This is a genomic window from Exiguobacterium sp. s122, from assembly GCF_018618475.1.
Lineage (GTDB): Bacteria > Bacillota > Bacilli > Exiguobacteriales > Exiguobacteriaceae > Exiguobacterium > Exiguobacterium himgiriensis.
This window is the reverse complement of sequence record NZ_JACSMD010000001.1, coordinates 1,456,026-1,474,822: the sequence shown is the minus strand read 5'-3', so window position 1 is coordinate 1,474,822 and position 18,797 is coordinate 1,456,026. Positions and strand designations below refer to the sequence as shown.

Sequence of the window (18,797 nt, the reverse complement as noted above, 5' to 3'; positions counted from 1 at the left end):
GTGAATGGAACGAAGTCGAGTGGCACGTCGGCAAGATACGACGACCAATAAACGTAAACAGACGACGAAACAGTCAAAAAAACCGAAAACGAAGAAGCCGCTTTGGCGCCGCATTCTTTTAATTGCAACCCTATTATTCTTGATCGGCGTTGTCGTGGCGGGTGCTTACTCAGCCTATGCAATCGCGACCGCACCACCGCTTGACGAAGAAAAGTTGGTGAAGACGTATCCGATTCAATTGATCTCATCGAACGGGGAACCACTCGAGAGTGGGCAAGTGCGGGAGTACGTTTCAATTAACGACATCTCTGAAGTGATGCAACAAGCGGTCGTCTCGATTGAAGACCGTCGTTTCTACGAACATAACGGGATTGACATCCGCCGGATTGGCGGGGCCGTCCTCGCTAACTTGACGGGGGGGTTCGGGTCAGAAGGTGGCTCGACGATCACGCAACAGCTGATCAAGCAATCAATGCTCACGAGTGAGAAGAGTATGAAACGGAAGATTCAAGAACAGTGGCTCGCGATTAAACTCGAACGTGAGTATTCGAAAGAACAGATTCTCGAAATGTACTTGAACATCAACTACTACGGGTCAGGCGGGTACGGCGTGCAGTCGGCTTCAAAAGCGTACTTCAACAAGCCTGTATCGGAAGTGAACTACCAGGAAGCCGCAATCCTCGCAGGTTTGCCGCAACGTCCGAGCGCATATGATCCAATCAGTGGGGACCAAGAACTGACGCGTTATCGCCAAGAGCAAGTGCTCGCTGCGATGAAGCGTGACGGTCATATTTCGGAAGAACAATACAATCAAGCGCTGAACGTCGAAATCGCGGACGTCATCTCGCCGGCTCCACAAACGGACGGCGAGTCGTATACGCGTGCAATTTACGCCCGTGTCCAAGCCGAACTCGAGGAAGACTATGGCCTCGAACAGGCAGACATTTACGGAGCAGGTCTCAAAGTGTATACGTCAATCGACAAAGAATTGCATACGAAGTTCAATAACGACATCAAATCAGATAATGTAAACATCCCGAACGGTGCTTTCCCGGAAGACCTTCGTATGGGGGCGACCGTCCTCAATACGAAGACGGGTGAAATCATCGCCTTGATTGATAGCCAACAAGCCGAACAAGGCGAGAAGAATTATCGCGATTATTCGCGTGAGACACGTCAAATCGGATCAACGGCGAAACCGTTCTTTGATTACGGTCCGGGAATCGAAAACGGACAATGGTCGACGGGGAAAGTGCTCCGCGATGCTCCGTTTGAAGAAGGCGAATACAATCCAGGAAACTACTACCAAGGATTCCGTGGCAACAACACGATGCGTTATTTCTTGACGATTTCAGCGAACACACCGGCCGTTCGTGCATTCTATGAGGTGCGTGATGAGTTCGGCCAAGGTGCGATTGAGTCGTTCGTGAAAAATGTCGGCATCGAGCCGTCGATGTCAGGCGACGAGATGGACGCCTCGAACGCACTCGGTACGGCTGAGGCGAGCACGTCGCAAATGGCGGCCGCTTACGCTGCGCTCGGGACGAACGGGATGTACACGAAGCCACATTTGATTCAAAAAATCGAGTTCAACGACGGCTCTACGATTAACTCGCCGGTGAAAGCGAAGCAGGCGATGGAAGACTATACAGCGTATATGTTGACCGACATGCTCCGTGACGTCGTCAGCGGTGCAAATGGAACGTATCAGCCGGGTGCCTTCCCGTATGACGTCGCCGGGAAAACCGGTACGACGAACAAGGATATGGATAAATGGTTCACCGGTTATACGACCGATTACTCGATTTCCGTCTGGACCGGACGTTCAAACAATACGACTGAATCGGTTATGAAACCAAACTACGCCCAATACTACTTCGAGTATATGATGCAAGAAGTAACGAATGCGAACGGCCGTCCGGCAGCGTTCCAGCAACCAGATTCGGTGCTCTCACTCGGAAACGAGCTGTACGTTAAAGGGACGAAGCCGAAAGATCTCGAGCCGGACAAGCTTCCGGCACCGACGGGCGCATCAATCAATTACGACATCCCGGCGGATCGCGGCACGTTGACTTGGTCGTATAATACGGAAGCGGTGCAAGCGGACGGGTATCAAAACCTTTCCTTCACTGTGACGGAGAAGCGACCAGACGGCAGTGAACGTGTCGTCGCCACAACGTCGGACACGCGGGTGGACATTTCAGGTCTGACGAACGGGACGACCACGTTCACGATTGTCGCGACGGCGACGAATCCGCTCGTCGGCGAGCAACAGTCGAGCCCACTTCAAACCCAGTATACGGTCGAGCGAAACCAGGAACCGGCTGAAGAAGAAGAGGAACCCGAGACAGAACAACCGACTGATGAACCGGCTGAAGACGAGCAGTCGAACGACGGTAACGAGAACAACGGCAATAACAATAACAACGGCAATAACGGCAATACCGGTAATAATGGCAATAACAATGGGAATGAAAACGACTCTGGAGAGACGACAGAAGAACCGGCGACTGAGGAAGAACCGCCGGCGGAGGATGAGTCAGGGACGAGCCTTGATCGTCAATCCGATTCCAATTCCTCTGAGTCGAACGGAAACCGTGGCAACGGGAACGGTGGCCGTGAAAATGGCAACAACGAATAATACGTACAGGGCGATTTCAATCGCCCTGTTTTTCTTTTCCGTTTGTTATAATGAAAAGAAAGCGAATAGGATGGTGACAAATGGTACAGCTCTCTCTTAAACGTAAGATGAAAGTGTTATTTGTAATCGATCGGCTGCAAGACGATGACGCAGGTCTTCCCCTTCAAGGCGTCAACGGTTTGAAGATGGGGCGCCTCGTCCTGAAAGAGTCCATTCCGTTTGGACGGCTTCTTGACGACCGAGACGTTGCACTTGCAGCGGGCCATTCGCATTTGAAGAAAATCGGCATCGAGACGATGTTTCTCGGTGACGAACCTTATTACCCTGAACTTTTGCGCGGGAGGCGTCGTACGCTTTCAGCGCAGGATGATTACTATAAAGCGGTGCAACGCTACACGAAACATTTACAGGCGGTCCATTCGAAATGTACGAAGCTACATACCATCGTCTTGTTCGGCCGGTCGACCCATCTCATGTTTGATGATGCGATTCGGCGGCTCGAAGAAGAGAACGAACATGTGGCGGCCGCCTTCAAGTCGATGGAAGTGCTCCGGCTTCCGGCCGTCCACCGTCTCGTTCACGATGAACGGATCGGGCAAGTAAAAGAAATCGTGGAGCGTCTTGTACCTTCGAAATCTTGATAGAAGAAGGTGACTTTATGCGCAAGAAGCGTTCCGTCGAAGAGATGATTGACACGCTAAAAACCGACCCGGCTTTCGCGAGCCATGTCACACACTGGCACACGGTTGATGCCCGTCCGGCTAAGTACGCCGAGATCCCGGCAAGCGTGCCCGCTGACCTCGTCCGCGTCTTGAACGAGCGTGGCATCGATCGATTGTATACGCACCAAGCCGAAGCGATTACACAAACGGCACGCGGCCATTCGACGGTCGTCGTCACCCCGACCGCTTCCGGGAAGACCCTCTGTTATAATTTGCCCGTCCTCTCAAAAATGATTGAGAAACCGACCGTGCGCGCCCTTTATTTATATCCGACTAAAGCACTTGCCCAAGATCAAAACACCGACCTCATGTCGATGGTCGAGGCGCTCGAAGGCGACTTGCGCTGCTTCACGTATGATGGGGACACGTCGCCGGCGGCGCGAACCAAAGTGCGAGATGCCGGAAATATCGTCATCACGAATCCGGATATGCTTCATTCAGGTATTTTGCCACACCATACGAAGTGGATTCGGCTATTTGAAAACCTCGAATATATTGTCGTCGATGAGTTGCACACGTATCGGGGTGTATTCGGCAGTCACGTCGCGAACGTCTTCCGACGATTGAAACGAATCTGTGCCTATTACGGGAGCCATCCGAAGTGGATCATGACGTCGGCGACGATTGCGAACCCGGTCGAGCTAGCTGAACGCCTGACCGAGGAAGAAGTCGTCCTCGTCGACCAAAACGGCGCACCGCAAGGAAGAAAGCATTTAATCTTTTATAATCCGCCTGTCGTCAACGAAGCGCTCGGCATCCGTCGAAGCGCCACGCTCGAGACGAAACGGATTGCGTCAAAGCTCGTCGAGGCCGACATTCAAACGATCGTGTTTGCGCGCTCGCGTGTTCGCGTCGAAGTATTATTGACGTATTTACAAGAACTGACACGGCGTGAACTCGGACCGAAGTCGATTGTCGGCTATCGGGGTGGCTACTTGCCATCCGAACGGCGTGAAATCGAACGAAGGCTCCGAGACGGGGAGATCCGGGCGGTCGTTTCGACGAACGCGCTCGAACTCGGTGTCGATATCGGCCAATTGGAAGCGTGTGTCTTGAACGGTTATCCAGGGACAGTCGCTTCCCTTTGGCAACAGGCCGGCCGAGCCGGACGTCGACATTCGGAGGCGCTCGTCATCTTCGTCGCCTCCTCCTCCTCGCTCGACCAGCTCGTCGTCGAGCAACCTGATCTGATTTTAGATCGTTCGCCGGAAGCGGCGCGTCTCGACCCAAACAATTTAATCATTCTCGTCGACCATTTGAAGTGTGCAGCTTTCGAGTTGCCGTTCCATAAAGGTGAACGGTTCGGGACGGTCGAGACGGAAGACATTCTCGACTTTTTGACGGATGCGCAAGTACTACATGAGCGGGCCGACAAGTACTACTGGATGACGGACTCGTTCCCAGCTCATGAAATCTCGCTCCGCACGTCCGACCAAGAAAATGTCGTCATCGTCGACCAGACGGCTAAACACGCCGTCATCGGTGAGATGGACACGTTCAGCGCGATGACGTTGTTACATGACGAGGCGATTTATTTGCACGGGGCCGAGCAGTATCAAGTCGAGAAGCTCGATTTCGAAGAGAAGAAGGCGTATGTGCGTCAAGTCGACGTCGATTACTACACGGATGCGAACTTGGCTGTTGAGTTGAAAGTGTTAGAAGAGAACAAGTCAGACGGGGTCAAGACGTTCGGTGAAGTATCGGTCATCGCGATGGCAACATTGTTTAAAAAAATCAAGTTCGGGACGCATGAGAATATCGGCTCTGGTCCGATTCACTTACCGGAACGTGAACTTCACACGACAGCGACATGGTTCACGCTCGATGAGCGTTACGCCTACTCGGAAGCGGATATGGAAGACCAGCTCGAGGCGGTGAGCGATTTGTTGCGCCGTTTGGCTCCGCTGTATCTCATGTGTGATAGTCACGACTTGTTCACGACGCTTCAAATGAAAGCGACCCATACGTCGAAGCCGACCGTCTTCTTGTACGACCGTTACCCAGGTGGGATCGGCTTGAGTGAGGCGCTCTATCGTGACGCCGACGCTGTCCTTCAGGCAGCGGTGCGCACTGTCGAGGATTGCCCTTGCGTGAGCGGTTGTCCGAGCTGTGTCGGTACGATTGGTTATGGCGATTTCAAACAGCAAGTTGTTAATCAGTTGAATGCCTTGAAAGGAACGATATGAAAGCAAAATTAGCACGTTTGATTAAAACGACAGAACCCACACGTCAGACAAAGACCCCAGACGAGGTCGAACAAGCGAAATGGACGGCGCTCGGTGGTGAAATCTTGAAGTTTGAAAAAGAGTGGTGTGTCCGCTTGAAAGCAATTTACCCGCTCGAAGCGATCTATCATGATTTTACGTATGCCGAAGCGAGACATGCGGTCCGTCAGGCGACCCATCCGTTTTTCGCGGTAGACGTTCCAATCGATCGCGTCCTATTCATGGATACGGAGACGACCGGACTACGAGGGTCGGGGACGTCAATCTTTTTAATTGGGTTTGCCCGCATTCAGGAAGGACATCTCGAGATGGTGCAATACGTATTGCCGCATCCGGCGTTTGAGACGGCGTTTTATTATCACTTCTTAAACGATATCGGCGACGAGGTCCGTTTCGTTACGTATAACGGGAAATCATTCGATTGGCCACAAATCAAGACCCGCCACACGTTCGTGAAGTCGAAAGTAAAGGGGCTCCCGGCAGTCGGGCACGTTGATTTGTTGCACGCGTCGAGACGGTTGTTGAAACCGACGCTCGAATCCGTGTCGTTAAAAGCGGTCGAAGCGCACTTTGGCCACGAGCGGGTTGACGACTTACCGGGATTCTTGGCACCAATGCATTATTTCCAATACGTGAAAGAACGAGAACCAGATATTTTACGACCGGTCATCGAACACCATCACGCCGACTGCTTGAGTCTCGTCTCGCTCTATACGCGACTCACGTATCTCGTCGAAGGGGACAGCTTAACGTTCGGAGAGGAACGCGCTCACTGGTTGAGTGACCTCGGCAATGAAGAAGCGGCCTTAAAGACGTATGCGCAACTCGATAATCCATCGAAACAGGCGAAAATGCGTCAAGCGCTGTTATTAAAGCGCGCCGGAAGAATGGAAGAAGCGCTCCCTTTATTTGAGCAAGTCGACTCGATCGAAGCGTTGACGGAACTTGCCAAATACGCGGAGCATAAGCAAAAAGACATTGACCAAGCTTACGCATATACGGAACGCGCGCTCGAACTTCTCGAAGCGAGATGTACGATTCTGAAGCAGACGGCATTCCGGGCACAACGTGAGTTACAACACCGGCTCGCCCGGTTAGAAAGGAAGCGCTTATGAAAGTCGTTGCGATTACCGGCTATCGTCCGCATGAGCTCGGGATTTTCAAAGCCGATCATCCGGGTATTGAAATCATTCAGGAAGCGTATCGTCGTAAAATCTTAGAGGCGATAGAACTAGGTGGGGAATGGTTCATCTTTAGCGGGACAAACGGTTGTGAATTATGGGCCGGACAAGTATTGTTAGAGTTAAGGGAAACGTACCCAATCAAAATTGCTGTATTCCCTCCATTTTTGGAAATGGAGGAGCGATACAAGCCATACGAGCAGGAACTATTCATGCAGCTACAACTCGAAGCGGATTTCTTTGAGCCGTTGACGCAACGTCCATATGAGGATCCGAGCCAACTTCGCGCAAAAACCGCATTCTTTTTGGATAAAGCGGCAGGACTCATCACCTTGTTTGACGAAGAGACGGGAGGAAGCCCCCGGTTTCTTGTCGATGGGGCGAAACGAAAGCACGATATGACGTTATTTATGATTACACCTGAGGACTTACGTGTCATTGAAGAAGAAAAACAATGGGAACAACAATGGGAGTGAAGACGATGCAAACGGAATTAACAGCAGAAGCGATTTATAAACAAGAATTCAAAACAGCCCTCCGTGGATATTCACAAGAAGAAGTCGATCAATTTCTTGACGTTGTCATCCGCGACTACGAAAAGATGGCGAAAGAAATCGAGCGCCTGCGTCAAGAAAATGAGTCATTACGTCGCGGGTCGAGCGAGCAGGCTGAACCGGTGAAACAGTCACAACCGGTCGCCTCCAATTATGATATGTTACGACGTATTTCAAACTTGGAGAAAGCTGTCTTCGGCAAACAAGTCGGACCGAGCGAATAAGGAGAGGAGGTGGATGCGATGTTACACGTGTTGACGGCCGCACCGAAAGAACCAGAAAAACGCCAGACGAAGGGTTTGTTTCGCACGAAAGTGGAAGTGATTGAACCGGCTAAATCGTATACCGAGGAGCTCGTTGAAGTTTTACGACAGACGTGCCGTTTTGACTGGATGATGATCGAGCATGTCAAAATCGACGCGACGTTGTTTGATTATGTTCTCGCTGGGCCAAAAGGCGTGTTTTTAGTTAAAATCAATCGGACGACGTCAGCTGTTCACATGTCGAATCGCGAATGCCGTCACGAAACATCGCTCGGTTGGAAGACCATCCACCCACATCCGATTCACGAGCTCGATGAAATCACGAAACAGATTCGTGGACGATTAAAGAGACAGTGTGGGCAACCCGTTCCGGTCACATCCTTTTTAATCTTCCCAGAGACGAGCCGCTTGAAGGTCGAACGACTTCGCGCGAACTGTTCGTCTTCATTTGAGATCATCGATGATGTCATTTCTCGAACAAAGCTTGAGCTTCTGACAGAACCGACAATCAAACAAATTGCGTATTACTGTTCAGAGCGACAGGTACATAAATGACAACACCCTATAGCAGTCGGACGTCCTGGGCCCGCTGTTATAGGGTGTTGTTGTTATTGAAGTAATTTTCGCGCCGCTGCTGCATCTTTTCGATGGACAAACAGGGCGACTCGATCATCGAGGTTTTTTGCGAGTGGTCGGAACAACCGTCCCGTCGGTAAACCTTGTTCAACTCGGCACTCGATCCCTTTTTCGGACAAGTATGCGTAATCCTCGAGCAGTGCCTCGCCTTGCTTCCCGAATGCCTCTCCGAATCGAATCCAACGTAGATTCCGAATCGTTCGAACGGTCACGAGAATTAGAAACAGTGCACCGAGTATAACAATCAATAACGTCCTCATATCATTCCAAACCATATCCAAAGCGTCCACTCCTTCTTTACAATATTTTATCGGGGACGACGCTTGAAAGCAACCGACTTTCCCCGTTATACTCAAAGAAGAAGAGGGGGATTTTGTGAAAACGTCCATTCAATCACGCCGCGAAGCGGTTCAATTGCTCGAGAAAGAGCAAGTGCTTTATATCCGAATTCATAACGGTCAGACCGGCATGATCAAATCGACCGCCGAAGGGATTATCGTCGCCATCCCGAACAGCGAGACGAATAAAGTCGATTTCCGAAAGCTCGAAGACATCGAGGCGTTTGAAGCGTTTTACGATTTGACGTTGTCGGCGCCAGGCGTCTTGTATTACAACAAGGAATCGCTCGACTCTAAATGAGAGTCGAGCGTTTTTTTACGTTATTCGAATGGAAGCCAGTCGCCCATTTTCTCTTGGAGCGGAGCGAGCCGTAAATGACGTTGTTTATGGAGAAGGTAACCATCTGGACGTATGACGAGGACACCACGTCGCATGAAGAACGACTTGGCGAGCTCGTTACCTTGGTCAAAGAAGGGACGGCTCGTTTTCGACAGCGTGATGATTTGGAAAAAGGCTTGATGCTGATTTAAATAGTCGTACAGTTCTGTCGCGTCGCGTGATTCGTCGTCGAGGACAAGCACTTGAAACCGGCCGTCCGCGACTTCAGAGATTTTTTGACGCATCCCATCGTCCGTCCGAATCATTTCAATCTCAGGAAAAATCTTGCCTTCCGCCACACGTTGGAACGGGACGCGGGAATGGGACGGATAGGAGAGGTGGAGTTGGGCAATCCGTTCCGTGATTTTTTGATTAATCAAGTTGACGCGGGTAAACACATCCGCGCCGAGCGCCTGAAACGGTAACAGCATCGGCAACGTCGTCTGTAGCACCTCCGTCGCGACGTTTGTCGTTTGAAGGACATTTCGGGCGACGTGCTCCCGTTCGTCTCGATACGTCGAAACGACACCGAAAGAAGCGCCCGCTTTTATATGAAGCCATAGTTTCCAACCGAGGTTGAACGAGTCGGCGATTCCTGTGTTCATCCCTTGTCCCCCGACAGGTGAGTTGATATGCGCCGCATCTCCCATCAAAATAACCCGGTTATGAATGAACGCGTCCACCATCCGATTATGCACCCGGAATAATGAGAACCATTCGACCTCCTCGATCTCAACGGGCATATGGCTACGTTGTTCAACCAATTCGCGCAATTTCGATTCATCGAACGCCGCATCATTGGCTAGATTTCCTGTAATCCGAATCGTATCATCCGTCAACGGAAACACTTCAAGTACTCCGCGATTTGAAAAGAAAATATGCACTTCTTCACGTGAGATGTTCCATTTCGCTTTCATGTCTGCGAGCACCCAAGATTCTTTGAACGATTTTCCACTGAACGGCAAGGCGAGCATCCGTCGAATCGAGCTGTTCGCACCATCGGCCGCGACGACGTATTTGGCTTCAATCGTGCGTGACGTGTCCCCTTCGAGATGAGCGAGCACGCGGGACGGATAATGTGTGAGGGAGATGAGTGATTCCCCACGTCGAACGTGATGGCCATGACGATTGAGCGCCTGCTCGAGAATCGCCTCTGTTTCATTTTGACGAAGTAGCGTCACGAACGGGTAAGGCGTGACGAGCCGTGAGAACTCGAGCTTGGCCGTCCACTGTCCAGAAAAATATAAGTTCCCTTTCTCAATCGTTCGCGCGCGACGAAGGACTTCTTTGGCGACGTCTAGGCGCGAGAACACCTCAATCGTGCGCGGTTGTATGCCGATTGCCCGTGAATTATTTGACGGAGTCGTCTTCCGGTCGATAATCTCAAACGAGATGCCATAGCGAGCAAGGGTCAAGGCGAGAGTGAGGCCGGTCGGGCCCGCACCGACAATCAATACGTCTACTTGTTGATCCACATCTACCATCTCCTATCGTTAATAATGATATTTCCGACATTGGACACGTTTAAACGAGGAGAGAAGGGTGGAAGTGTAGAAAACATAAGGAGTGAGGTGACCCGCATGAAGGAATCATCAATTAATGAAAACCAGTTGCGTGAAAGCTTTTCAATGGAAGAAAATTATGAACAGACGGCAGCGGTCTTGATTCCATTGACCGAAATCGATGGCGAGTGGCACGTCGTCTTCGAAGTCCGTTCCCATAAGATGCGTCGGCAACCAGGTGAAATCGCGTTCCCGGGCGGACGTTTAGATCAAGGTGAGACACCGCTCGAGGCAGCCATCCGAGAAACGAGTGAAGAGTTGACGCTCCCACTTTCAGACATCGAAGTCATCGGCCGATTGCAGCCACTAGCGACGCCGCACCGACAATTAATCTATCCGTTCGTCGGCATCATTCCCATCGTGCCGAACGTCAAATTGACAGATGAAGTCGATCATCTTTTCACTGTCCCAGTCGACACGTTGCTGTATATCGACCCGTTCCATGGCGAAATGGAATGGACGATGAATCCGGATCAAAATATTCCGTTTGACCGGATGGCGAATGCTAAAGCGTATGAAAAACGGGTAATTAAAATGAAAGAGCCTTTTTATGAACACGGCGACTACATTATTTGGGGACTTACTGGAAAAATATTGTCACAATTCATTAAACACATAAAAGAAAACGTATTCAAACGGATATAATTTCGTTATAATGATAGAAACAAATTTAAGATTGGAAGTGAATGGTTGTGTCTATAGAATTCGTTGTAGGTGATATCGTGAAATCAACGCGTGAAGGATGGGTCGCAGAAGTGACTGCCGTATTGACGAATACCGTCATCGGAGACGTTTCCATCATGGAAGAATTTCAGCAACTAGGACTTGAATTTGAAAAACAAGTTTTACTTAAATCAGAATTGGAATTGATCGAACGCGCTAGCTGACCTTTTGAATCGAAAGGGATGATTCCGATGTCCATTGATAACAAAGTACGTGAATGGAAAGAGGCTGGGTTGTTAGATGACGCGACAGGGCAACGACTTGTCGCATATGAGCATGAGCGATTGGCGCTACGTGAGAAATCGGAACACAAACCGCCAATCCTCGTGATCATCGGGTCCATCTTGCTCGCCCTCAGTCTGTTCAGTTTTGTCGCTGCGAATTGGCAGGCCATCCCGGACCTTCTGAAAGTGGCGATTTTTCTCGTGTTCATGGTCGGAATGTATGTAGCGGCCGAGCAAGTAAAAACGCGTGCACCGCGCTTCGTGACGCTGTTTCGTGTCTTCGGTATCGTCTTCTTCGTCGCTACGATGATCGTCATCTTTACCACATATAATCTTACTTCCCAAGTGCCACTCCTGTTTTGGCTCATGTTCGGCGTCGCCGTCTTGCATAAGTTAATTTATCAACATCCGATTTTCACGTTCATTGCCGCACTCGGAGGCTTTTTGGCAATCACGAACAGCTTTCAAGGCATCGGTTTGACACTTATCTTACTCGGGCTCATCATCACGTGGGCTTGGTTTCATTTTGTGGACAATGAGCTCGACCGTATTTTTGCTTGGTTCAGCTTTTACGGCCTGATCGTCATCATCGGGCAATACGCGAACTATGAAGGACGGTTCTGGCCACTTTGGGCACTCGTCATCATGCATGTCTTATTTGTCATATACCGCGAACGAGCACAATGGAACTATTTGTATTTATTCGTAGCGGCTGTCCTCTCGATCGGGTACCTTATCAATGCGACAGAAGGTTGGTTGTCTCAACGACCGCCGTCCGTCATCGAAGCGACGGTCTTATCAGCCGCACTCGTCGCGATGTATTTACTGCATCGACGCGCGGAGCTGATGTGGGTGAGCCTACTCGCTGTCATCCCGTTCTCGTTGTATGACGACTCAGGCATCTTACTCGCCATATTCCTCGAAGTCGTCGCACTCGGTTATCTCGTTTGGCAAGATCATCAACGCAAACCGATCGTACTCGCTTTCATTTATTTCTTAGTCGTCCAGATGACCATTTACTTCATCTATGTATGGGATCGTCTCGACATCTCGCTCTTCTTCTTGATCGGGGCGCTCATCGTATTCGGATTGTCGCTCGCTTTGTGGTGGCGTAGCCGGACGAGAGGGGATGTACGGACATGAAACGCATGACACCTTGGCTGTTGCCAATCATTCAAGTGCTCATTGCCGTCGGCTTCGTGTTGCTCGTCTATGCGGTCTCCTGGTTCGGGCAGACGTATACGTTCAAGGCGACCACGTATGAACCGTATGACCCGTTCTTTGGCGACTCGATTTACCTCGAGTACGATACGTTTCGAGGGCGGCAGGACGTGGAGTCGGGTACCGTTTATGTGACGTTTAAAGACGGAGAAGATGGATATGCGACGGTTGACCGGGTCAATTCGAGACCTTTCTTTGGCGGCATTCGGGCGAACTATTTTGATCGCCAAGTTTATGTCGACGATTTAAGTTCTTATCGGGTAACCGATGAAGAGGCCGAAGTCATTCGGGGTGCGAAAACGTTTGAAGTCGAAGTGGATATCGCACCGTGGGGCATGGTTCGGGCCCATGATTTACGTCCGATTGAAACCGAATAAGTTTTGCAAACAGATTACAGATTCGTTACACCTTTCTTTGTAACGGTTCTGTAATTTTTTAATGCAATGGCTTTATAGAGCCGTTCCTATTAAATGTTACAATCTGTAACGAATTCCATCGATACATTGCAGAAATATTTCACTTCCTGTCAATCCGCACACGCATGCGCTCACTCATGGTAAATTAACACCTGTTCGTTACATAACGCGAAAGGTGTTAACTACTATGAAACCATTGATTAAATATATGTTCGTCTTGTTCATTTCGATGACTGGCGTGTTTGCCGTTTCTTCGGCTACAGAGGCTGCTCAAATCGGAATCGGTACGGAACAAAAAATCGTCCAAAATCCGCTAGAACTTGAACGACAAGCGATTGAACGTGAAGCGAAGCAAAAAGAAGAGCGCGAGGCACGGCTTGCAGAAGAGAAGCGTCGTGCGGCAGAACGAGCAAAACGCGAAGCGGAAGAAGCGAAACGAGTCGCCAAAGAGAAGGCGGAGCTCGAGACAAAACGACTCGAAGAAGCGGCAAAGCAAGCGGAAGCTGCGCGAGTAGCTGAAGCAAAAAAAGCGGCAGAGGAACAGACGACGCCTGTCGCGCAACCCGTTTCAACAAAAGCAAGTCGTCACGTCATCCAAGTCGAGTCGACGGCCTATACGAACGATGCCGCTGACAACGGTACTTACAGCGGCCGTGTCTTGACAGCGACAGGACATGACGTGACGGACTCGATTCTCTATAACGGTATGCGAATTATCGCAGTTGACCCTTCTGTCATCCCGCTCGGTACCATCGTGCACCTTGAAGGGATTGGTGATGCGATTGCACTCGATACCGGAGGACGGATCAAAGGTAACATCGTGGACTTGCTCGTCGATACAAAAGAAGAAGCGATTCAGTGGGGACGCCGTCATATCCAAGTGACCGTCAACTAAATTTAAAAAAACAGGTTCTTCCTTCACGGGAGAACCTTTTGTTGTTTAAAGTAGACAATATTCGGGCAAACTAATATTTGACTTTCCATAACAGGAATGAGCTGAGGAGGGGTTGTGTTGATAGAATTTCAAAATGTTTCCAAGCGTTACGACGATGGGACATTGGCCGTGAAAGACTTAGACTTAACGGTCGAAAAAGGAGAAATATTTGTATTGATCGGTCCGTCAGGGTGTGGAAAAACAACGACGATGAAGATGGTGAATCGTCTCATCGATCATACGGATGGTAAAATCTTAATCGACGGAAAAGAGATTTATCAGTTTGATATTTTTGAGTTGCGACGAAACATTGGCTATGTGCTTCAACAGATTGCTTTATTCCCTCATTTAACAGTTGAAGAAAACATCTCAGTCGTTCCAGATTTATTGAAGTGGCCGAAACAAAAAACGAAAGATCGCGTCACGGAATTGATGAACATTGCTGGACTCGATCCTGTCCTTCGTGAGAAAAAGCCAACGGAACTGTCCGGAGGTCAACAACAACGCGTCGGTGTCCTCCGGGCGCTAGCGGCTGACCCAGAAGTCATTTTAATGGACGAACCGTTTTCCGCGCTCGATCCGATTAGCCGAGGACAACTCCAAAATGACGTCAAACGATTGAATGACGAACTTGGGAAGACGATTTTATTTGTCACACATGACATTGACGAAGCCATGAAACTCGGTGACCGGATTGCGCTCATGCGAGAGGGACAACTGGTCGTCGTCGGTACGCCTGCTGAGATGCGTGCGAGTGATGATCCGTTCGTGCTTGAATTTACTCAACGAAGAAGAGGTGAGGTCGATGCTTGAAACGTTTCAAAATCGACGCGGAGAGTTGCTTGAAGCGCTCGTCGAGCACTTACAGCTATCAGTCGTCTCGCTTTTAATTGCGGTCTTAATTGCCGTGCCGCTCGGCATCTGGTTGACGCGACGCAAAAAAGTCGCCGAGACGGCGATCGGTGTCACAGCCGTCATTCAGACGATTCCTTCCTTGGCATTACTTGGTCTCATGATCCCACTCGTCGGCATCGGGGCGTTACCGGCCACGATTGCGCTCGTGTTGTACGCTTTACTACCGATTCTTCGCAATACCTTCACAGGATTGAATGAAGTCGATAAATCGCTCCTCGAGGCAGCACGTGCTTGCGGGATGAAACCGAACCAGAGTTTAATGAAGGTCGAACTGCCACTCGCGCTACCTGTCATTATGGCCGGTATTCGAACGGCGATGGTCCTGATCGTCGGGACGGCCACGCTCGCAGCATTGGTCGGGGCAGGTGGTCTTGGAACGCTCATTTTACTTGGGATTAACCGAAATGATAATTATTTGATTTTACTTGGTGCGATTCCGGCCGCCATCTTGGCACTCTTATTTGATTTCTTGCTACGACAAATGGAAGGCGCGACGGCGACACGCAATCGGACGAAACTAATTGCCGTCTCAACAGTCCTCGTCCTCATCATCGCGGCACCGCTCGCGTTCGGACGCACGCAACAAACCGACCTCGTCGTAGCAGGTAAACTAGGTCCTGAACCAGAGATTCTCATGAATATGTATAAGTTGCTTATCGAAGAAGAGACGGACCTCAGCGTCTCGGTCCGTCCAAACTTTGGCGAGACGACGTTCGTATGGGGCGCGCTTCGGAGTGGTGATGTCGATATTTATCCTGAATTTACAGGTACGGTATTGGCAAGCCTCGTCGATGAGACGCCGAACTCGAACGATGCACAAGAAGTGTATGAGCAGGCACGCGACGCCCTCGCCGATGACGGGTACGTGTTACTCGAACCGATGCAGTTCAACAATACGTATGCCATCGCGATTCCTCGTGACTATGCAGAGTCGGAAAGCATCAATACGATTTCAGATTTGCGTAACGTCCAAAATGACATCCGTGCCGGTTTCACCCTCGAATTCACGGATCGAGAAGACGGCTATCCGGGTTTACAACAAGCGTACGGCCTTGACTTCCCATCGGTCACATCAATGGAACAAAAACTGCGTTACCGGGCGATTTCGCGAGGGGACGTCAATTTAGTCGATGCGTATGCGACCGACCCGGATATCGCGGAGAACGACCTCGTCGTTTTAGAAGACGATCAACAGTTCTTCCCGCCGTATCAAGGGGCACCTCTTATGAAGGCGGAGACGCTCGAAGAACATCCAGAAATCGAGGATGCGCTTAATCAGCTTGCCGGGCTCATTTCGGATGAGGAGATGTCTGAACTTAACCGACGCGTCGCCTATGGAAACGAGCGCGCCTATGATGTCGCCAAAGATTTCTTAGAACAAGCGGGGCTCTTATGAATGCGCTCGTCATCTCAAACCCGACATCCGGTACGCATGAGACGATGCTCGGCGAAGTCATTGCCACGGTGGAGTCGCTCTATTCAGAGATTCAGATTTTAAAAACAGCTTCGGAAGGGGATGCGTATCGCTTCGCCAAAGCGAGCGGTGGTTACGACCACTTGCTCGTCATCGGTGGCGACGGGACGCTCCATGAGGTCGTCAATGGCTTGATGCAGGTCGATTACGAAGATCGACCGAAAATCGGATTGATTCCAGGAGGCACGTGCAATGACTTTGCCCGTGCCCTGGATTTACCGGTCGAACCCGTCGAAGCCGCGCGTATCTTGAAGATGAGTCACGCCGAACCTGTCGACGTCATGCGTGTGAATGACCGGTACGGACTTAATTTTATCGGCGTCGGTTTAATTGCAGATGCATCACGCCAAATCGATCCGTTACAAAAAGAATCGCTCGGGTCCATCGGTTATTTTTTAGCGACGATTCGCCAGTTTCGAGAAGCCGACCCGTTCGACCTTCAAATCGAACAGGATGGGAAGATCGTTCATGAGGGTCCGGTCAGTTTTCTCTACATCGGCAATGGCGCCTATCTCGGTACCGTTCCGACAAAACTGCAGACGCAGTCGTTCAATGACGGCTTCGTCGAGGTCGTCCATAGTTCTGCCATCGGTTTTCCGATGATTCGGCAGTTATTGGCGCAACAGTTCGGTCTCGAACAGGCATCGGATGAATGGGTACACCTTCAAATGAATAACTTGATCGTGCGATTACGGGATACACAAATCATCGATGTGGATGGGGAACATTTTGAGGCGAATGAACTGCAGATCGCTGTCCTCCCGAGAGAATTGACGTTTCTTGTCGCAGGCGAAGCATAGACGGAAAGAGAAAAGAATTCAGACTTTTCTCTTTTTTTTTGTTGTTCTCATATGGGAACCATGTTAGTATTTCAATATTATTATGAAAATGAAATGAAAACAGGAAGTAGGGATAGGAATGGCGCAAAACTCGTTCGCCTCAAAAATTGGATTCATCTTAGCGGCCGCAGGGTCGGCAATCGGTCTCGGAGCGATTTGGAAATTTCCATACGTAACCGGCACAAGTGGAGGCGGCGCCTTTTTGCTCATGTTTTTGGCATTTACGCTCTTGCTCGGACTACCACTATTAATCGGCGAATTCATCGTCGGACGCTCGACACAACGTACGGCGTTGCTCGCCTTCAAAAAACTTGGTCACGGCCGTTGGTCCTTGATTGGGTACTTAGGTGTCATCGCATGTTTCTTACTGCTCTCATTCTACAGTGTCATCGGCGGCTGGGTACTCATTTATGTCGGTCTCGGCTTAAGTGGAACGCTCAACGGTCGTTCGCCTGACGAGTTTGGTGCCGTCTTCGGGGACGTCGTCTCATCACCAGGCATTGCGGTCTTCGGACAATTTTTATTCTTATTCATCACGCTGTTAATCGTCTTAAAAGGTGTCGAAGCTGGAATCGAGCGTATGAGCAAGATTTTGATGCCGCTTCTCTTCGTCAGCTTCATCGTGCTCGTCATCCGTTCGTTGACGCTTGACGGGGCGATGGAAGGGGTCCGTTTCTTCTTGCAGCCGGACTTCTCGGCCCTGACAGGAGATTCGGTATTGTTTGCCCTCGGTCAAGCGTTCTTCTCGCTCTCGCTCGGTGTGGCGGCGATGTTGACGTATGCCTCTTACATCCAGACGAAAGGCACACTTAATCGCTCGGCTAATATGATCGTCCTGTTGAATATTATGGTCTCGTTGCTTGCTGGTCTTGCAATCTTCCCAGCGGTGTTCGCATCAGGACTCGATCCGGCTGAAGGCCCAGCGTTGTTGTTCGTCGTCTTGCCGGCCGTCTTCAATCAAGTGCCGCTCGGCGGATTCTTCATGGTCTTGTTCTTCCTCTTGTTCACGTTTGCTTCAATCACGTCGTCGATTGCGATGCTCGAAGTCGTCGTCGCAGGGGTGACGGACCGCCTGAATGAGAAGAAAGAGATTATTTCGAAACGAAACGTGACGCTTTTAGCTGCAGCGAGCGTCTTCGCCGTCGGTATTCCGTCTGCACTCTCGTTCGGTGTGATGAGCGAGTTGCAATTCTTTGATGGAATGACGTTCTTCGATGTGATGGATTACGTTGTCAGCTACATTTTAATGCCAACAGGTGCGTTACTCACATCCATTTTCGTTGGTTATATCGTCGACCAACGCATTTTACAAGAAGAGATTCAAACGTCAGACACAGGCAAAAAACTCTATCCGGTATGGCGTTTCTTGATTCGTTATGTCATTCCAGTCACGGTCGCCATCGTCATGGTGTCGACGTGGTTTAACATGTAAGCAAGGGGATTTCCCTTGCTTTTTTTCGTCCTTGCGACCGAGGAAGGTGAAAAGTGTATTATGGTAAGCTTATAAAGATGACGAAACTTTTTTTGAATGGTGACGTAAGGTACAATAG

The 18,797-nt window shown here is 50.1% G+C and carries 18 protein-coding genes and 1 pseudogene; 17 read left to right on the top strand and 2 right to left on the bottom strand.

What is annotated here, in order from left to right; genetic code table 11:
* The first annotated feature begins 4 nt into the window (after positions 1-4).
* From KNP92_RS07615 to KNP92_RS07585, 7 genes are all read left to right on the top strand, one after another.
* Positions 5-2,641 (top strand): transglycosylase domain-containing protein, encoded by a 2,637-nt coding sequence (locus KNP92_RS07615; protein ID WP_214839154.1) that lies wholly within the window; start codon positions 5-7, stop codon positions 2,639-2,641.
* 80 nt (positions 2,642-2,721) lie between these two features.
* Positions 2,722-3,282 (top strand): hypothetical protein, encoded by a 561-nt coding sequence (locus tag KNP92_RS07610; protein WP_251136427.1) that lies wholly within the window; start codon positions 2,722-2,724, stop codon positions 3,280-3,282.
* 17 nt (positions 3,283-3,299) lie between these two features.
* Positions 3,300-5,549 carry a DEAD/DEAH box helicase gene (locus KNP92_RS07605; RefSeq protein ID WP_214839152.1) on the top strand — a complete coding sequence of 750 codons (2,250 nt, stop codon included), beginning with the start codon at positions 3,300-3,302 and terminating at the stop codon, positions 5,547-5,549.
* Entirely contained in the window at positions 5,546-6,703 is a 1,158-nt protein-coding gene (locus tag KNP92_RS07600; RefSeq protein WP_214839150.1) for a ribonuclease H-like domain-containing protein, read from the top strand. The genes KNP92_RS07605 and KNP92_RS07600 overlap by 4 nt, the downstream gene beginning before the upstream one ends.
* Positions 6,700-7,245 carry an SLOG family protein gene (locus KNP92_RS07595; RefSeq protein WP_214839148.1) on the top strand — a complete coding sequence of 182 codons (546 nt, stop codon included), beginning with the start codon at positions 6,700-6,702 and terminating at the stop codon, positions 7,243-7,245. Before KNP92_RS07600 ends, KNP92_RS07595 begins: the two co-directional genes overlap by 4 nt.
* Before the next feature lie 5 nt (positions 7,246-7,250).
* Entirely contained in the window at positions 7,251-7,547 is a 297-nt protein-coding gene (gpsB, locus tag KNP92_RS07590; RefSeq protein ID WP_251136426.1) for a cell division regulator GpsB, read from the top strand.
* Positions 7,548-7,565: 18 nt separating this feature from the next.
* On the top strand, positions 7,566-8,141 hold the full coding sequence (locus tag KNP92_RS07585) for an NERD domain-containing protein (RefSeq protein ID WP_214839146.1): 576 nt from the start codon (positions 7,566-7,568) through the stop codon (positions 8,139-8,141).
* 53 nt (positions 8,142-8,194) lie between these two features.
* Here KNP92_RS07585 and KNP92_RS07580 read toward each other — a convergent pair whose 3' ends face one another.
* Entirely contained in the window at positions 8,195-8,482 is a 288-nt protein-coding gene (locus KNP92_RS07580; protein WP_214839144.1) for a hypothetical protein, read from the bottom strand.
* Between the two features lie 115 nt (positions 8,483-8,597).
* Between KNP92_RS07580 and KNP92_RS07575 the strand changes: the two genes are divergently transcribed.
* Positions 8,598-8,861: a hypothetical protein gene (locus KNP92_RS07575; RefSeq protein WP_214839142.1), complete on the top strand. Its 264-nt coding sequence runs from the start codon at positions 8,598-8,600 to the stop codon at positions 8,859-8,861.
* A 20-nt stretch (positions 8,862-8,881) separates the two neighbouring features.
* On the opposite strand, the gene KNP92_RS07570 is transcribed toward KNP92_RS07575, so the two are convergent.
* Positions 8,882-10,423, bottom strand: a complete 1,542-nt coding sequence (locus KNP92_RS07570) for an FAD-dependent monooxygenase (protein WP_214839140.1) — start codon at positions 10,421-10,423, stop codon at positions 8,882-8,884.
* 96 nt (positions 10,424-10,519) lie between these two features.
* On the opposite strand from KNP92_RS07570, the gene KNP92_RS07565 reads away from it, so the two are divergent.
* The 9 genes and pseudogenes from KNP92_RS07565 (at position 10,520) to KNP92_RS07525 (ending at position 18,679) form a co-directional block, all read left to right on the top strand.
* The gene (locus tag KNP92_RS07565) at positions 10,520-11,146 is read left to right on the top strand and encodes an NUDIX hydrolase (protein ID WP_214839139.1); all 627 of its coding nucleotides are present in this window, start codon (positions 10,520-10,522) and stop codon (positions 11,144-11,146) included.
* 77 nt (positions 11,147-11,223) lie between these two features.
* Complete coding sequence (locus tag KNP92_RS07560) at positions 11,224-11,388, top strand: YkvS family protein (RefSeq protein ID WP_260563991.1); 165 nt, start codon at positions 11,224-11,226, stop codon at positions 11,386-11,388.
* 27 nt (positions 11,389-11,415) lie between these two features.
* Positions 11,416-12,591, top strand: coding sequence for a DUF2157 domain-containing protein (locus KNP92_RS07555; RefSeq protein ID WP_251136425.1), 1,176 nt, complete (start codon positions 11,416-11,418; stop codon positions 12,589-12,591).
* Complete coding sequence (locus KNP92_RS07550) at positions 12,588-13,046, top strand: GDYXXLXY domain-containing protein (RefSeq protein ID WP_214839136.1); 459 nt, start codon at positions 12,588-12,590, stop codon at positions 13,044-13,046. Before KNP92_RS07555 ends, KNP92_RS07550 begins: the two co-directional genes overlap by 4 nt.
* Before the next feature lie 226 nt (positions 13,047-13,272).
* Positions 13,273-13,980, top strand: a complete 708-nt coding sequence (locus KNP92_RS07545) for a 3D domain-containing protein (protein WP_214839135.1) — start codon at positions 13,273-13,275, stop codon at positions 13,978-13,980.
* A 117-nt stretch (positions 13,981-14,097) separates the two neighbouring features.
* A pseudogene (locus KNP92_RS07540) lies at positions 14,098-14,811 on the top strand (ABC transporter ATP-binding protein); the annotation flags it as partial.
* Between the two features lie 13 nt (positions 14,812-14,824).
* Positions 14,825-16,330 (top strand): ABC transporter permease/substrate-binding protein, encoded by a 1,506-nt coding sequence (locus tag KNP92_RS07535; RefSeq protein ID WP_214839132.1) that lies wholly within the window; start codon positions 14,825-14,827, stop codon positions 16,328-16,330.
* Positions 16,327-17,208 carry a diacylglycerol/lipid kinase family protein gene (locus tag KNP92_RS07530; protein WP_214839130.1) on the top strand — a complete coding sequence of 294 codons (882 nt, stop codon included), beginning with the start codon at positions 16,327-16,329 and terminating at the stop codon, positions 17,206-17,208. Before KNP92_RS07535 ends, KNP92_RS07530 begins: the two co-directional genes overlap by 4 nt.
* A gap of 118 nt (positions 17,209-17,326) precedes the next feature.
* Entirely contained in the window at positions 17,327-18,679 is a 1,353-nt protein-coding gene (locus KNP92_RS07525) for a sodium-dependent transporter (protein ID WP_211779591.1), read from the top strand.
* Positions 18,680-18,797: the final 118 nt, after the last annotated feature.

Coding starts and splice junctions, on each gene's coding strand:
- KNP92_RS07615 (WP_214839154.1), top strand. CDS start 5: ATGGAACGAAGTCGAGTGGCACGTCGGCAAGATACGACGACCAATAAA.
- KNP92_RS07610 (WP_251136427.1), top strand. CDS start 2,722: ATGGTACAGCTCTCTCTTAAACGTAAGATGAAAGTGTTATTTGTAATC.
- KNP92_RS07605 (WP_214839152.1), top strand. CDS start 3,300: ATGCGCAAGAAGCGTTCCGTCGAAGAGATGATTGACACGCTAAAAACC.
- KNP92_RS07600 (WP_214839150.1), top strand. CDS start 5,546: ATGAAAGCAAAATTAGCACGTTTGATTAAAACGACAGAACCCACACGT.
- KNP92_RS07595 (WP_214839148.1), top strand. CDS start 6,700: ATGAAAGTCGTTGCGATTACCGGCTATCGTCCGCATGAGCTCGGGATT.
- gpsB (WP_251136426.1), top strand. CDS start 7,251: ATGCAAACGGAATTAACAGCAGAAGCGATTTATAAACAAGAATTCAAA.
- KNP92_RS07585 (WP_214839146.1), top strand. CDS start 7,566: ATGTTACACGTGTTGACGGCCGCACCGAAAGAACCAGAAAAACGCCAG.
- KNP92_RS07580 (WP_214839144.1), bottom strand. CDS start 8,482: ATGAGGACGTTATTGATTGTTATACTCGGTGCACTGTTTCTAATTCTC.
- KNP92_RS07570 (WP_214839140.1), bottom strand. CDS start 10,423: ATGGTAGATGTGGATCAACAAGTAGACGTATTGATTGTCGGTGCGGGC.
- KNP92_RS07565 (WP_214839139.1), top strand. CDS start 10,520: ATGAAGGAATCATCAATTAATGAAAACCAGTTGCGTGAAAGCTTTTCA.
- KNP92_RS07555 (WP_251136425.1), top strand. CDS start 11,416: ATGTCCATTGATAACAAAGTACGTGAATGGAAAGAGGCTGGGTTGTTA.
- KNP92_RS07550 (WP_214839136.1), top strand. CDS start 12,588: ATGAAACGCATGACACCTTGGCTGTTGCCAATCATTCAAGTGCTCATT.
- KNP92_RS07545 (WP_214839135.1), top strand. CDS start 13,273: ATGAAACCATTGATTAAATATATGTTCGTCTTGTTCATTTCGATGACT.
- KNP92_RS07535 (WP_214839132.1), top strand. CDS start 14,825: ATGCTTGAAACGTTTCAAAATCGACGCGGAGAGTTGCTTGAAGCGCTC.
- KNP92_RS07530 (WP_214839130.1), top strand. CDS start 16,327: ATGAATGCGCTCGTCATCTCAAACCCGACATCCGGTACGCATGAGACG.
- KNP92_RS07525 (WP_211779591.1), top strand. CDS start 17,327: ATGGCGCAAAACTCGTTCGCCTCAAAAATTGGATTCATCTTAGCGGCC.